Raw genomic sequence first — 14,871 nt, 5'->3', positions numbered from 1 at the left:
TGACGAGGTCCATTCCAATCATTCCCTCTCAGGAACGACCGAAACGGTCCTTATTCAAGAAACGTGTACTCCGGACTTAGCTCTTCTTGGCACATCCCCAAACCCCGAAAGGCCAGGACACGCACCGACAAGCCCCAAGCGCCGGCCACGTTTCTCTTTCTTCCTATTCACTTGTCAAAGAACAGAGAGGAACCAGCCCCTCAATAGCGAGACCTCAAGAGCGCACCGAACCTTGATCTGCCAAACCCGTCAACCTGACGACCTCGACCGACCAAAACGCCCGGACATGTTCTTAACGTCCGTCTGGAAGATCACTGATGAGACCACCGTAACCGGTGTTTCATCTCCCTTCCGGGCCATCGCTCTTGGCGACAACCGTTCCGCCGGCACCACGTCGCCGCAGCGCCGCCGTCGATGGAGCGGGTTATAGGAGCCCCTTCCCGACCTGTCAACGGCTTTTCTTCAAAAAACCGTCACAGAAGGCGACACCACGCAAAGCCGCGGATTCCCGGGCTTTTTGTTAGCCGACTCTTCCACAGGCGAAAAAGACCGCCCTGCCGAGCCCGGCATTTCCGGCCTTTTCCCGCAAGCCTCGGAAAAGCCGACGCTGGCAGCGTGAGGTTTCCTCGGCGACACGATGCAGATATGGTAAACAAAACGGAAACGACAAGGAGTCGCCGTGCCGGATTTGTTCAATACCACCACCCTCGCCGATGCGATGCCGATCATCGTCCTCGCCGCGATCCTGGTGGCAGGCCTCGTGATCTTCGCCTTCAAGACCGCCGCTGCCCGCAACCGACTTGCCGTGAGCGAGGCAGCCGGACGGCTCGAACTCGCCCGGTTGGAAGAGCGCGCCCTCCGTCTCGTCGATGCCGACAGCCAGCTCTCCCAGATGAAAGAACGGCACGCCGGCCTCACCGCCGACCTTGCCCGCACCCGCGCCACGCTGGACGAGCGCGACAACGAGACGCGGCGCCTGAAGCAGGAGCTCGAAGCGGCGCGCACGGAACTCGCCGACACCAAGGGCAAGCATGAGGAAGACGAGGCCGACCTGCGCGAGGCGCTCGGCGCCGTTCAATCCAAGCTCAGCGCCGTCAACGCCGACCTCCGCGCCAAGACCGAGGAAGCGGAAAGCCTGAAGGCCGATCTTCTGAAAGCGCGCGAGCAGCGCGAGGAAGCCCAGCGCCTGCTCAGCGAAGCCAGCAAGGCCCTCGCCGAGGTGCGCTCAAGGGCCGAGGCGGAACGCAAGTCGGCCGATGAAAAGCTCGCCCTCCTCCAGGAGGCGCGGACGCAGCTGTCCGACCAGTTCAAGGCGCTCGCAGCCGACATCCTCGAAGAGAAGTCCAAGTCCTTCTCGGAGGCCAACCGCGCCTCGCTCGGCACGCTGATCGACCCATTGAAGGTGCAGCTCGCCGACTTCAAGGGCAAGGTCGAGGAAGTCTACATCAACGAGGCCAAGGAACGCTCGGCGCTCGGCGAACAGGTGCGGCAGCTGTTCAATCTCAACCAGCAGCTCTCGCGCGACGCCCACAACCTCACCTCGGCGCTGCGCGGCCAGAACAAGAGCCAGGGCAACTGGGGCGAGCTGATCCTCGAGCGGGTGCTGGAGGCGGCCGGCCTCGTCAAGGGCCTGCACTTCACGCCGCAGGAGAGTCACGCCCGCGACGACGGCAGCCGCATTCAGCCCGACGTGGTGCTGAACCTGCCGGGCCAGCGCTTCATGGTGATCGACAGCAAGGTGTCGCTTAACGCCTACGAGCTGTTCTCCACCGCCGAGGAGGACGGCGCCCGCGAAGCGGCGCTGCGCCGCCATCTCGACAGCATCCGCAGCCACATCAAGGATCTCTCGGCCAAGAACTACCAGGAGATCCACGGCCTCAGCGCGCTCGACTTCGTCATCCTGTTCGTGCCGATCGAGCCGGCCTTTCTGGTGGCCATCACCCGCGACGCCGAGCTGTGGCATCAGGCCTGGGAAAAGAACATCCTCCTCGTCAGCCCGTCGTCGCTGTTGTTCGTCGTGCGCATCGTCGCCCAGCTCTGGCAGAAGGAACAGCAGAGCAAGAACGCCCAGGACATCGCCAAGCGCGGCGCCGAGCTCTACGACAAGTTCGTCGGCTTCGTCGAAGACCTCGAAAAGGTCGGTAAGGGCCTGAAAGACGCCCAGGGCGCCTATGACCGCGCCTATGGCAAGTTCGCCACCGGCCGCGGCAACGTCATCCGTCAGGCGGAGATGCTACGCACCCTCGGCCTCAAGACGACCAAGCGGCTCGATGCCAACCTGCTCGATGCCGCCGACAGCGACGAGGACACCGGCGCCCTTCCCGCCCCCGAGGATCAGCTGTCGTAATCGGGGCTGCCTGCGAAACGCGGCAGGCCGTCGGCGAGACACAGCCAACCGGGACGGCCGCCATCCCAGCCATGGGCGGCCGGCGCGACGGCGTTCTTGTCGTCGAGGGTACCGAGCGTGATGCCGACCGAGCGCCCCTCTGTGTCGGTCATGTAGAGCTGGCTGCCGCAGGCCGGGCAGAAATGCCGCGTGGCGCCGGGCGACGATCGATAGGTCGCCGCGCCGGCCGTGACGCGAAAGCGATCCGGCCTCACCTGCATCCAGGCGACCGTGGCGCCGCCGGTCGAGCGGCGACAGGTATCGCAGTGGCAGTAATCGACGATGGCGCCCTCGCTTTCCGCCGCGTAGCGCACCCGGCCGCACAGACATCCGCCCGAGAGCCGCGCCATGTTCACTCCTCGCCGATCGGCCGCTGCCGGTCGCGCTTGACAGCGCCGCGCTTGGTCTTGGCGTCGACGCGGCGCACCTGGCTCGCCCGCGTCGGCTTGGTGGCGACGCGCGGCTTGGGTGGAATGGCCGCCTCGGCGAGGATGGCCTTGAGGCGGTCGAGCGCGTCCTCGCGGTTGCGTTCCTGCGAGCGGAAGCGTTGCGCCTGGATGACGATCTCGCCGGCCTGCGTCACCCGCGACGGCCCGGCGATGCGCGAGGCGCGCACCTTGACCTCCCAGGGAATGCCCGAGGCATTGTAAAGGTCGTAGCGCAGCGCCACCGCCGTCGCCACCTTGTTGACGTTCTGCCCGCCCGGCCCGGACGCCTGGACGTAGGAGAAGGACAGGTCCTTCTCATCGATATAGAGGCGGTCGGCGACGTAGATCATGGCGGCACGATAAGGGAGCGAGCGGCGGCTGGAAAGCCGCTGCTCACGTCTTCAGGAAGCGCCCGCTTGCCGCGACGCCGATCAGGAACACCGAGATGATCAGGAACGCGGTCGGCAGCGAGGCGACATGGGCGACGAAGCCGATGGCCGCCGGCCCCAGCAGGATACCGGCATAGCCGAGCGTCGTCACCGCCGGCACCGCCACGCTTTCCGGCATCAGCGTCTGCTTGCCGATGGCGCTGTAGAGCACCGGCACGATGTTGGAGCAACCGGCGCCGACCAGCGCGAAGCCGATCATTGCCGCCGTCACCGACGGCACCAGCGTCGCCACCAGCAGGCCCGACGCGGCCAACAGGCCGCCCACCAGGATGATCGTTACGCGGTTCACCCGCCGCACGATGGCGTCGCCGGAGAGGCGACCGATGGTCATGGTCGTCGCGAAGGCGGCATAGCCGAAACCGGCATGCGCCGGATCGGCGCCACGCGTGAAGGTCAGGAACACTGCGCTCCAGTCGAGGATGGCGCCCTCGGTCAGGAAGACGATGAAGCAGAGGATGCCGATGAACAGCACCACGCCATGCGGCAGCGCGAAGGCAGGACCGGAGGAGCCGCCGCCGAAACCGAGGAAATGCGGCGCCGCCCAGATGAGCATGGCCGCCGTGAAGACGGCAGCGATCAGCGACACGGTGACCGGCGACGCACCGAAGCTGAGAATGCCGGCACAGCCAGCGGCACCGGCGATGCCGCCGACGCTGAACAGCCCGTGGAAGCCGCTCATCAACGCCTTGCCGGCCGCCCGCTCGACGATCACCGCCTGAATGTTGATGACGCAGTCGACCGACCCGACGCCGGCACCGAGGATGAACAGAGAGGCGGCAAGCAGCGGCGCACTCGACACGGTGGCGAGCGCCGGCAGCGCGACGCAGACCATCAGCGACGAGGCGATCAGCACGCGACGGCAGCCATATTTGCCGGCCAATGCGCCGGCCAGCGGCATGGCGATGATCGAGCCGATGCCGAAGGCGAGCAGCAACAGGCCGAGGCCGCCCTCCTCAAGGCCCGCTCGCGTCTTGGCAAAGGGCACCAGCGCCGCCCAGACGGCGCCGCCGAAGCCGGCGATGAAGAAGGCGACGCGGGTCGAGAACTGCTCGGCGCGCCCGATGCTGTCGGACGCAAGGATGGCGGTGGACATGGCGAACGACGGCCCCTCGAAAACTGCCGTCCTCCCCCAAGGACGATCTTGCGAAGCGGCTAGTTGATTCGATTCACAACGGCTTCGTCAAGAGGGCGCCGCCACGGCGTTCGTTTTGCCGCCACGCTGTGACATCGGCGCTCGACCGACGCCGATCGGATGCCGCCATGGCGGAACCAACGCCGTCCTGTCGCGTTCAACGTCAGGGAGTGAGCTCTGGGGGATGAGTTCTGGTCGCGGGTTACCGCGCCGAAAATGATTGCGTTGTTCTCGTCACTGCATCGCCCGGAGATGCTGCCTTGCCCGTTTCCCAGCGCCTCTCGTTTCTGACCTCCCGCCTTGCCCGCCTGCGTCCGGCGTTGATCGTCTTGGGGACCGGACTTCTCCTCGCTGCTTGCAGCTCGGTGATCCTCGAGCCTGCCGGACCAATCGCCGCCAAGGAGAAGCAGCTCATCCTGATCTCCACCGCCTTGATGCTGCTGGTGGTGCTGCCGGTGATCATCCTGACGCTGTTCTTCGCCATCTGGTATCGGGCATCCAACACCCGCGCCCACGCCATGCCCAACTGGGCACATTCCAACGCCATCGAGGTGGTGGTGTGGACGGTGCCGGCGCTCATCGTCCTGGCGCTCGGCTGGCTTGCCTGGACCACCACCCACGCGCTCGACCCCTATCGCCCCCTCGAAGAAACCGGCAAGCCGACGCTGGAGATCGACGTCGTCGCGCTCGATTGGAAGTGGCTGTTCATCTACCCCGAGCAGAATATCGCCAGCGTCAACGAGGTGGCCTTCCCTATCGATCGGCCGGTGCATTTCGAGATCACCTCGGACACGGTGATGAACTCCTTCTTCATCCCCGGCCTCGCGGGCCAGATGTACGCGATGGCCGGCATGCGCACCGAGCTCAGCCTCATCGCCAACCGGCCTGGAACCTTCGGCGGCCTGTCGGCCAACTACAGCGGCGCCGGCTTCTCGGGCATGCGCTTCACTGCGCTCGCCACCTCCGATGAAGAGTTCGACGCCTGGACGCGCAAGGTCGCCGCCGCCGGCCGGCCGCTCGACGAGACCGCCTATGCCGAACTCGCCAAGACGCGGGAGAACAGCCCCGTCGTCTACTACGCGCCGGGCGACCCCAACCTCTTGGTCAACCTCATCAAGAAATACCGCCACACGCCGCCGCCGGAACCAACCGGCGACAAGGGGGCGGACCAGGTGAGTGAGACGCCGCCCGCGGCACACGCGGACCACTGAAATCGTCGGCCGCCCAACGGACGGCCATCGTGGAGAGCACGACGTGAACCCACTTCTTGGCAAGCTCACCCTGGAACAGGTCCCCTATCACGAGCCCATCATCATGGGGGCGGTCGGTGTTGCGCTCCTGGGTGTCCTCGCCGTCGCGGTCCTCTTCCAACGCTACCGCCTCTGGGGCTGGCTCTGGTCGGAATACATCACCTCAGTCGATCACAAGAAGATCGGCATCATGTATGTGCTGCTCGGCCTCATCATGCTGCTGCGCGGCTTCACCGACGCGGTGATGATGCGCATCCAGCAGTCCATGAGCCTCGACCCCAATCCGGGCTACCTGCCGCCGGAGCACTTCGACCAGATCTTCACCGCGCATGGCGTCATCATGATCTTCTTCGTGGCGATGCCGCTGATCGTCGGGCTGATGAACATCGCCGTACCCTTGCAGATCGGCGCCCGCGACGTCGCCTTCCCCTTCCTGAACTCGCTGAGCTTCTGGCTGACCTTCTCCGGCGCCATGCTGGTCAACGCCTCGCTCATCTTCGGCGAGTTCGCCAAGACCGGCTGGGCCGCCTATCCACCGCTCTCCCAGCTCTCCTTCAGCCCCGATGTCGGCGTCGACTATTACATATGGAGCCTGCAGATCAGCGGCATCGGCACCTTGCTGACGGGCGTCAACTTCCTCGCCACCATCCTGCGCATGCGGGCGCCCGGCATGAAGATGATGCGCATGCCGATCTTCGTCTGGACCGCCTTCTGCACCAACGTGCTGATCGTTGCCGCCTTTCCGATCCTCACCGTCACCTTGGCGCTCTTGGGCCTCGATCGCTACATCGGCACCCATTTCTTCACCAACGACGGCGGCGGCGAACAGATGATGTATGTCAATCTGTTCTGGGCCTGGGGCCACCCGGAAGTCTACATCCTGGTGCTGCCGGCCTTCGGCGTGTTCTCCGAAGTCGTCGCCACATTCTCCGGCAAGCCGCTGTTCGGTTACAAGACGATGGTCTGGGCGACCATTGCCATCACCTTCTTCTCCTTCGTCGTCTGGCTGCACCACTTCTTCACCATGGGCGCCGGCGCCAACGTCAATGCCTTCTTCGGCATCGCCACCATGATCATCGCCGTGCCCACCGGTGTGAAGATGTTCAACTGGCTTTTCACGATGTTCCGCGGGCGGGTGCGCTTCTCGGTGCCCATGCTCTGGTCCATCGGTTTCATCATCACCTTCACCATCGGCGGCATGACCGGCGTGCTCTTGGCCATGCCGGGTGCCGACTTCGTGCTGCACAACAGCCTGTTTTTGGTCGCCCATTTCCACAACACCATCATCGGCGGCGTAGTGTTCGGCATCTTCGCCGCCCTCAACTATTGGTTCCCCAAGGCCCTGGGCTTCCGCCTGTCGGAACCGCTGGGCCGGGCCTCCTTCTGGTGCTGGCTCGTCGGCTTCTACGTCGCCTTCATGCCGCTCTACGTGCTCGGCTTCATGGGCATGACGCGCCGCCTCAATCATTACCCCAATCCCGAATGGCACCCATGGCTGGTGCTCGCCACCGTCGGCGTGGCAATCATCGCCGTGGGCATCCTCTGCACCATTCTGCAGATCGCCTACAGCGTCTGGAAGCGCGACCAGCTGCGCGACACCACGGGCGACCCCTGGGATGGCCGCACGCTCGAATGGGCCACCTCGTCGCCGCCGCCGATCTACAACTTCGCCGAGACGCCGCGCGTCACCGAGACCGACGCCTTCGCCAACATGAAGGCCAATGGCACCGGCATGTTCGTGCCGGGCACGCCCTATGAGGACATCCACATGCCCCGCAACACGGCGGCCGGCTTCCTGATGGGCATCTTCAGCATCGGCCTCGGCTTCGGCCTCGTCTGGCATATCTGGTGGCTGGTCGGCCTCGGCGCCATCGCCATGACCGCCGCGCTGCTCGTCCGCCTGTTCGACGAGGACATCGCCTACATCATCCCGGCCGATGAGGTGAAGAACATGGAAATGCAGCGTCTTCAGGGAGTTGGCCAGTCATGACCATTCTCGACCTGCCCGAAGCCCACTCGCTGCACGCCAAGCAGCACCCTCCCGCCCACGAGGACGACGCCGAGCTCACCGAGAAGACCGTCTTCGGCTTCTGGCTCTACCTGATGAGCGACGTGGTGCTGTTCGCCACCCTGTTCGCCGTCTACGCCGTGGTCGGCCGCAGCTATGCCGGCGGCCCGACCGGCCGGGAGCTGTTCGACCTCTGGTTCGTGCTGGCCGAGACCGCCGTGCTGCTGGCAAGCTCCGTCGCCTTCGGCTTCGTCACCCTCGCCGCTCAGGAGCAGCGCAAGCAGGCGACTCTTCTTTGGATGGCGGTGACCTTCGCCATCGGCACCGTCTTCATCGTCATGGAAGTCTACGAGTTCCATCACCTCATCGAGGAAGGGGCCGGCCCCAGCCGCAGCGCCTTCCTGTCGGCCTATTTCACGCTTGTAGGCACCCACGGCCTGCATGTCTTCAGCGGCCTTCTCTGGATGATCGTCATGGCCGTCCAGCTCGCCCGCGACGGCCTCACCGCCACCGTCCATCGCCGCCTCGGGCTCCTCGGCCTGTTCTGGCATTTCCTCGACGTGATCTGGATCGTCGTCTTCACCGAAGTCTACCTGATCGGAGTGCTCTGACATGGCCGACCACAAGACCGAGCATCTCCCCGGCGCCGGCGCCTCGCTGCACCACTACGTGCGTGGCCTCGTCCTGTCGGTGATCCTCACCGGCGCCGCCTTCGCCCTGGTGATGACCGGGGCGCTGCCGCGCAACGCCACCATCTTCGTCATCCTGGCGCTCGCCGCCGTGCAGATCTTCGTTCATCTCGTCGACTTCCTGCACATCGACGGGTCGCTCGAACAGCGCTGGAACGTCTACGCCGCGCTCTTCGCCCTGCTGGTGGTCGGCATCCTGGTCGGCGGCAGCATCTGGATCATGTTCAGCGCCCACGAGCGGATGATGCCGGGCATGCCAGAGATGCACATGACCCCCGAGGCCTTCTGAGGTGACAGCGCTCAGTCGCAACCCTTACCTACGCCTTGTGAAGCCCGGCATCGTCGGCGGCAACCTCGTCTCCGTGGCCGGCGGCTTCCTGCTGGGAGCACGCGGCGCCGTCGATCTCTCGCTGTTCGTCGCCACGCTTCTCGGCGTGGCGCTGGTGGTGGCCGGCGGCTGCGTCGTCAACAACGTCATCGACCGCGACATCGACGCCCGCATGGCCCGCACGGCCACTCGGCCCATGGTTACCGGCGCGGTGGGCGTTCCCACGGCCACCGTCTATGGCGGCGCGCTGGCCGGCAGCGGCTTGCTGCTGCTGGCGCTGATCGCCGGTCCTCTTGCGGCCACCGTCGCCGCCTTCGGCCTCGTCATCTACGTCGGCCCCTACAGCCTGTGGTTCAAGCGCCGCTCGCCCATCAGCGTTCTGGTGGGCAGCCTTGCCGGCGCGACGCCACCGGTGATCGGTTATTGCGCCGTGACCGGCCGGCTCGACGCCGCCGCCGCCATCCTGTTCCTGATGTTCGCGCTCTGGCAGATCCCGCATTCCGACGCCATCGCCGTCATGCGCCGTCATGACTATGCCGCCGCCGGCGTGCCGACGTACCCGTTCCGGCATGGCATCGCCGCCACCAAGCAGCGTATGCTGGTCTCTATCGGCGCTTTCGGTGCCGCCTCGGTGGCGCTGCCCTTCGCCGGCTTCACCGGTCTCGCCTATCTCTGCACGGCGGTCGCCTGCGCCGGCTACTGGCTGCACCTCGCCGCCACCGGCCCCACCGCCACGACCGAACGAAGCTGGGCCAAGCGCATCTTCCTCGCCTCCCTAGGCTGCCTTCTGGCGCTCTGCGTGCTGATGGCGGTGGATTTCCGCTGATTTCGCTCGGTCAGTGCCAGCCCTGCAACGCTCGCGCTCCGCTAAAATATTGAAAGATATATAGATCTGTCATCCTTGCGAAAGCGAGGACCTCAGGACGAGAAGTCTGAGAGGATAGTATCAGGCTCCAATAAAGCGAGGGCGGGCCAGCGGCTACCTTCACCTTGTTGGAGTGGGTTGGGGGCGCCCTATAGCAACCGCCTTGCCCTTTCCTACCCGAGGTCCTCGCTTTCGCAAGGATGACAGATTATATATAGGAAACAAACACGTATCCGGTCGCGAACCTAGCCACCAAGCGTCATCCTCGCGCAGGCGAGAACCTCGGCAGGATGAAACGCACCGCCGATATAGGGCGCTTCTTTCAGCCCGCTCCCCCAAAACGAAACCGGGCGACCTCGCGGCCGCCCGGTTCCTTCATTCAGTCAGGATCGCAAGTTCACACCAGCGACTTGTAGACCGGCTCCCAGGTCTTGGCCTTGATGGCGGCCTTGATGGCGGCGTCGTCCATCTTCGGCGCCAGGCCCTCGGCCATGGCCTGCTTGGCGACGGCGACGGCGATGTGCGAGGAGACCTCGCGCATGCGGTCAAGGGTCGGCAGCAGACGGTCGCCCGGCTTGGCCTTGGCCGGCGACAGCTCGGCGAGTGCGCGGGCGGCGGCCAGGAACATGGCGTCCGTCACGCGCTTCGACCCGACGGCCAGCGTGCCCAGGCCGACGCCCGGGAAGATGTAGGAGTTGTTGGTCTGGGCGAAGTGGTAGGTCTTGCCCTCGTACTCGAAGGGCAGGAAGGGCGAACCCGTGCCGATGATGGCGCGGCCTTCGGTCCACTTGATGATGTCCGACGGCTGGGCCTCGACGCAGGAGGTCGGGTTCGACAGCGGGAAGACGATCGGACGCTCGGTGTGCTTGCCCATCTCACGGATGATTTCTTCCGTGAACATGCCCGGCTGGCCGGCGACGCCGACGAGAACGGTGGGCTTGGCGAACTTGATCACTTCGTAGAGCGAAGCCTTGCCGGCCTCGGCGACGTCCCAGCCGTCGATGATCTTGCTGTCCTGACGGAAGCCGAGCTGGAAGGTGTCGAGGTTCGGGGTCTTCTCGGTGACGAGGCCGTAGCGGCCGACGATGAAGAAGCGCTTGCGGGCTTCCTCGTCGCTGAGGCCTTCGGAGACCATCGCCATGCGGATCAGGTCGGCGATGCCGACGCCGGCCGAACCGCCGCCCAGGATGGCGACGCGCTGCTCGGAGAGCGGCTTGCCGGTGATCTGGATGGCCGACAGGAGCGTGCCGGTGGCAACCGAAGCGGTGCCCTGGATGTCGTCGTTGAACGTGCAGAGCGCGTCACGATACTTGTCGAGGAGGCGGTTGGCGTTGTTCTTGTGGAAGTCTTCCCACTGCAGAAGAACGTTCGGCCAGCGCTTCTTCACGGCTTCGACGAACTGGTCGATGAAGCTGTCGTATTCTTCGCCACGAACGCGCTCATGCTTCCAGCCGAAGTAGAGCGGGTCGGCGAGGCGCTCGGCGTTGTTGGTGCCGGTGTCGAGAGTGATCGGAAGGACGGTGTCGGGGGCGATGCCGCCGCAGCCGGTGTAGATGGCGAGCTTGCCGATCGGGATACCCATGCCGCCGACGCCCTGGTCGCCCAGGCCGAGGATGCGCTCGCCGTCGGTGACGACGATGCACTCGACGTTGTCATAGCGCGGGTTGGCCAGGATCTCGTCCATCTTGGCGCGGTTCGGATAGGAGATGAACAGGCCGCGCGGACGGCGGAAGATGTGATGATACTGCTGGCAGCCGGCGCCGACGGTCGGCGTATAGATCATCGGCAGCAGTTCATCGAGGTTGCGGGTGATAACCGCGAAGTAAAGCGTCTCGTTGGTGTCCTGCAGGTCGCGCAGGTAGACGTAACGGTCGAGGTTGGTCGGCAGCGCGCGGATGGTCTCAAGGCAACGGGCAACCTGGGTGTCGAGCGTCTCGACGACGTCGGCGAAATAGCCGTTGAGCTTGAACGCGTCGCGCTCGGCCTGGGTGAAGGCCGTGCCCTTGTTCAGCAACGGGTCTTCGATGAGGGCCTGGCTCGTGGGAATCGCCTTGACGGCGTCCTTGAGGATCACGTCGGTCATCTGCTGCTCCATCCTTCTCAGTATCGAACCGGGCCCCGCCATTTTGGCGGAACACCCGCGGGTTGGCGCGGTCGCCTCCCCCGCATTTCGGGGACTTAGTGCCCCCTTTTGGTCAGAAAATCTTCCGTAGAAACACGACGTCGTCTTTGCCCTCAGGAGCTTAAACAGTTAAATCGATGAGTGAGCGACTACTATATCGATATAGTTGGCAATCATTGTCACAAACGCGACATCGATCTGGCCGGTTTTCTCCAGCTGACACGGCGTCTTTCTTCAGGAAAACCCCGGATATCCAGGTCTCTTCACGACTTGGCAAGGTGATTGCAACTGACGACGGCAACTCGACACGCAACGGGAGTTCGATCTTGCCGACCGCCGGCCGCACCGTGAACGACAGATACGTCACCTTCGAGGGCATCGATTTCGAGGGCAACATGGAGGCCGTGCTCGTCCACCTCCGCCGCTACATCGACGACCCGGCCTTCGCCAATCCTTTCTGGGACCGCTTCCGGAAACGCCTCGCCGGCGCCACCCAGGCCGAGCGGCCGGTGGCCGATCGCCTTCTGCTGATGCACGCCCACGTCTGCTACATGGCCGAACTGTTCGAGGACAATGACGACGCCGCTGCCCTCGCCGCGCTGCGCCGGCTTGAAGAAGAATGTTTCTGAGAACCGATTGCAACTCAACCTGTCGTCGGAGAGGCGTCGCGAAGACAAATAGGCCGCCGAATATTTCTCTTTGAACGTCATATAAAATTCATATGATTACTTCCGCATATTTAGGTCTCATTAAGCGGCACCCGGCTTATTCAGCACGAAAACCGCCAGAATTGAGGACTATACGATGCGGACAGGCCAGAGCATCACCGCGCAACTCTTTCTTTTCGCGCTTCTCCTCGTCCTGCTCGCCGGCGCGGCAGGCGGCGCCGGCTTCTTCGGCCTGATGCGCACCGGCACCGCCATCGACGCGGTGACCGGCGTATCGACGGCACTGACCAACATCAACACCGCCACCGCCGCCATCCAGTCGCTCTATGCCACCGGTCGGCCCGAGGATGCCGAGGCGGCCCTCGCCGGCATCGCCGCCGTCGATGAGGGCACCGCCGGCACGCCCGCGCTCGCCGGCGTCACCGCCGGGCTTGCCGAGGCCGTGAACGCCCTTTCCGCCAGTTGGCGCGACATCGGCGCGGCAAGCGGCGATATCGACCGCGCCTTCGCGGCGCTGGCCGCCGCCGCTGCCCGGCTCGAAGCCCGCGCCGTGGAGGATCTCGGCAAGTCCGAGGCCGACCTCGAGGCGGTGAACATCGCCCTTGAAGGCACGCGGGCCACCGTTTCCGGCCTCACGGACGCGGAACTGCGGCTCGTCCGGGGCCGGGCCGCCTTCGAGGCCTATTTGCGCACCGGCGAGTTCACGCAACTGACGGCCGGCCAGAACGCGCTGTCCACCGCCGCCCGCCTTGCCGAGGACACCCGCGTGCTGAACGAGGACGCCGCCTTCGCCGAGGAGCTCCGCGCCATCTCAACGCTCACCGCCGGCCTCTACCAGACCGTCGCCCGCAAGAGCGACAACAGCCAGTTCATTGACCTCGCCAGCGAGTGGCCGCGCCTGTCGCCGCGCCTTGCCACCGTCGACCAGCGCATCGACGCGGTGAACGCCAAGGCACGCAAGAGCGTCGACAAGGCGTTCAACCGGGCGGCCGGCCTGACGATCCGCCGCAATCGAGCCGCCGCCTTCGGCGCCGCCGTCCGCAACGTCCGCACCGCCGCCTACGAGCTGCTGCTCGCCACCGGGGACTACCGGCTGCGCCCCGATGCCGCCCACGGCAAGGCCATCGACGCGGCGCTCGACCAGGTGAACGCCGCCATCACGGCGCTGGGCCCGGAGGCCGCCAAGGACGTCACCTCTCCCTTCGCCGACTATCGCAAGGCGGTCGCCGGCCTTCGCCGCTCCACCGAGGCGTTGGATTCGGCCCGCGCCGACGCGACGCGCCTGTCGGCCGCCGCCGCCGATGCCCTGCACCAAACGGCCGACGCCGTCGCGGACGACGCCCGAACCGACCGCGACCGCGTCAGCCTCGCCGTGCTCGCGGTGATCGCCGGCATCGTCGGCGTCGCCATCCTGGTCACCGCGCTGCTCAACCGCCGCATCGCCCGGCCGCTGCGCGCCCTGACGCAGGTGATGCACGCGCTGGCCCATGGCGACCTCGGCGTCACCGTCCCCGTTCACAAGGCGCGCGACGAGATCGCCGCCATGGGCGAGGCACTCCTGGTATTCCAGGACAACGGCCGGGAACGCGAGGACCTGCGCCGTGCCGCCGAACGCGACCACGCCCTGCACGAGGAGCGCCGGCTGGCGCTGGAGGCGGCGATCGCCGCCTTCGACACCGCTGCCGCCGGCGTGATCGCCACGGTGGACGGCCTCGCCGGCCAGCTCGGACGCGGCACCGCCGATCTCTCTGGTGCCGCCGCCCACGCGGCGGAGCTTGCCGGACGCACCTCGCTCGCCGCCGGCAGCGCCGCCGAAAGCGTCCGCACCATGGCCTCGGCGGCCAGCGAACTCGCCCGCTCGCAATCCATCGCCCGCGATCAGGCCAATGCCGCCGTCTCCGTCGCCGGCACCGGTGCCGGGCACGCGCGCACGGCGAGCGGCGTCATCGCCGGCCTGTCGGAGAGCACCGCCCGCGTCGGCGAGGTGGTGGATCTGATCGGCTCCATCGCCGCCCAGACCAACCTTCTGGCGCTCAACGCCACCATAGAGGCGGCGCGGGCCGGCGAGATGGGCAAGGGTTTCGCCGTGGTGGCCGGCGAGGTGAAGAGCCTCGCCAACCAGACGACCCGCGCCACCGACGACATCCGCCAGTTGATCGACGGCATCGGCAGCGCCACCCGTTCGGCGGTGGACCTCATCCGCGACATCGCCGCTTCCATGGCCGAAATCGACGCCGCCGCCGGCGCATTGTCGGACTCGGTGATGGGCCAGGGCGACGCGACGGCCGAGATCTCCGGCAGCGCCGCCATGGCCGCCGCCTCCACCGACGACATGGCCGCCGGCACGAGGGAACTGGCCGAAGCCGCCGACCACACCCGCAGCGTCGCCGGCGACGTCACCGCCACAGCCGGCACCATCCAGACCGAGATCGTCCGCATGCGCGGCCTGATCGAATCCTTCTCAAGGGATGCGCGGGCGGCGTGAGGCGGATGACGAGAAGCGCGCAGGTTCCGTGGAAGACCTATATCGGCCTCTCACTCTATCC

At 65.9% G+C, this 14,871-nt stretch carries 12 protein-coding genes; 8 read left to right on the top strand and 4 right to left on the bottom strand.

What is annotated here, in order from left to right:
- Positions 1–679: 679 nt before the first annotated feature.
- A complete protein-coding gene (locus CXZ10_RS08240; RefSeq protein ID WP_210199878.1) occupies positions 680–2,347 on the top strand; it encodes a DNA recombination protein RmuC in 1,668 nt (555 codons plus the stop codon).
- On the opposite strand, the gene CXZ10_RS08235 is transcribed toward CXZ10_RS08240, so the two are convergent.
- Genes CXZ10_RS08235 through CXZ10_RS21515 form a run of 3 tightly spaced genes read right to left on the bottom strand, consistent with a single transcriptional unit; the run spans position 2,335 to position 4,356 of the window.
- A complete protein-coding gene (locus CXZ10_RS08235; protein WP_101288665.1) occupies positions 2,335–2,736 on the bottom strand; it encodes a GFA family protein in 402 nt (133 codons plus the stop codon). The genes CXZ10_RS08240 and CXZ10_RS08235 overlap by 13 nt on opposite strands.
- Positions 2,737–2,738: 2 nt before the next feature.
- Positions 2,739–3,164: an alternative ribosome rescue aminoacyl-tRNA hydrolase ArfB gene (arfB, locus tag CXZ10_RS08230; protein ID WP_101288664.1), complete on the bottom strand. Its 426-nt coding sequence runs from the start codon at positions 3,162–3,164 to the stop codon at positions 2,739–2,741.
- 43 nt (positions 3,165–3,207) lie between these two features.
- Positions 3,208–4,356 (bottom strand): MFS transporter, encoded by a 1,149-nt coding sequence (locus CXZ10_RS21515; RefSeq protein ID WP_101288663.1) that lies wholly within the window; start codon positions 4,354–4,356, stop codon positions 3,208–3,210.
- Positions 4,357–4,655: 299 nt separating this feature from the next.
- Here CXZ10_RS21515 and cyoA point away from each other — a divergent pair, with 299 nt between their 5' ends.
- Genes cyoA through cyoE form a run of 5 tightly spaced genes read left to right on the top strand, consistent with a single transcriptional unit; the run spans position 4,656 to position 9,496 of the window.
- On the top strand, positions 4,656–5,606 hold the full coding sequence (gene cyoA / locus CXZ10_RS08220) for a ubiquinol oxidase subunit II (protein WP_244617222.1): 951 nt from the start codon (positions 4,656–4,658) through the stop codon (positions 5,604–5,606).
- 43 nt (positions 5,607–5,649) lie between these two features.
- Entirely contained in the window at positions 5,650–7,635 is a 1,986-nt protein-coding gene (gene cyoB, locus CXZ10_RS08215) for a cytochrome o ubiquinol oxidase subunit I (RefSeq protein WP_101288662.1), read from the top strand.
- On the top strand, positions 7,632–8,264 hold the full coding sequence (gene cyoC, locus CXZ10_RS08210) for a cytochrome o ubiquinol oxidase subunit III (protein WP_101288661.1): 633 nt from the start codon (positions 7,632–7,634) through the stop codon (positions 8,262–8,264). The genes cyoB and cyoC overlap by 4 nt, the downstream gene beginning before the upstream one ends.
- A gap of 1 nt (position 8,265) precedes the next feature.
- A complete protein-coding gene (cyoD, locus tag CXZ10_RS08205; RefSeq protein WP_101288660.1) occupies positions 8,266–8,631 on the top strand; it encodes a cytochrome o ubiquinol oxidase subunit IV in 366 nt (121 codons plus the stop codon).
- Between the two features lies 1 nt (position 8,632).
- Entirely contained in the window at positions 8,633–9,496 is an 864-nt protein-coding gene (gene cyoE, locus CXZ10_RS08200) for a heme o synthase (RefSeq protein ID WP_101288659.1), read from the top strand.
- Positions 9,497–9,932: 436 nt separating this feature from the next.
- Here cyoE and CXZ10_RS08195 read toward each other — a convergent pair whose 3' ends face one another.
- Positions 9,933–11,618, bottom strand: a complete 1,686-nt coding sequence (locus CXZ10_RS08195; RefSeq protein WP_101288680.1) for an NAD-dependent malic enzyme — start codon at positions 11,616–11,618, stop codon at positions 9,933–9,935.
- Between the two features lie 365 nt (positions 11,619–11,983).
- Here CXZ10_RS08195 and cowN point away from each other — a divergent pair, with 365 nt between their 5' ends.
- Positions 11,984–12,286 (top strand): N(2)-fixation sustaining protein CowN, encoded by a 303-nt coding sequence (cowN, locus tag CXZ10_RS21790; RefSeq protein ID WP_244617223.1) that lies wholly within the window; start codon positions 11,984–11,986, stop codon positions 12,284–12,286.
- A 175-nt stretch (positions 12,287–12,461) separates the two neighbouring features.
- Entirely contained in the window at positions 12,462–14,810 is a 2,349-nt protein-coding gene (locus CXZ10_RS08185; protein WP_101288658.1) for a methyl-accepting chemotaxis protein, read from the top strand.
- Positions 14,811–14,871: the final 61 nt, after the last annotated feature.

The organism is Pleomorphomonas diazotrophica (assembly GCF_002844595.1).
GTDB classification, from domain to species: Bacteria; Pseudomonadota; Alphaproteobacteria; order Rhizobiales; family Pleomorphomonadaceae; genus Pleomorphomonas; species Pleomorphomonas diazotrophica.
The sequence above is the reverse complement of the archived record's forward strand: the minus strand, read 5'-3'. Positions and strand labels throughout refer to the sequence as shown.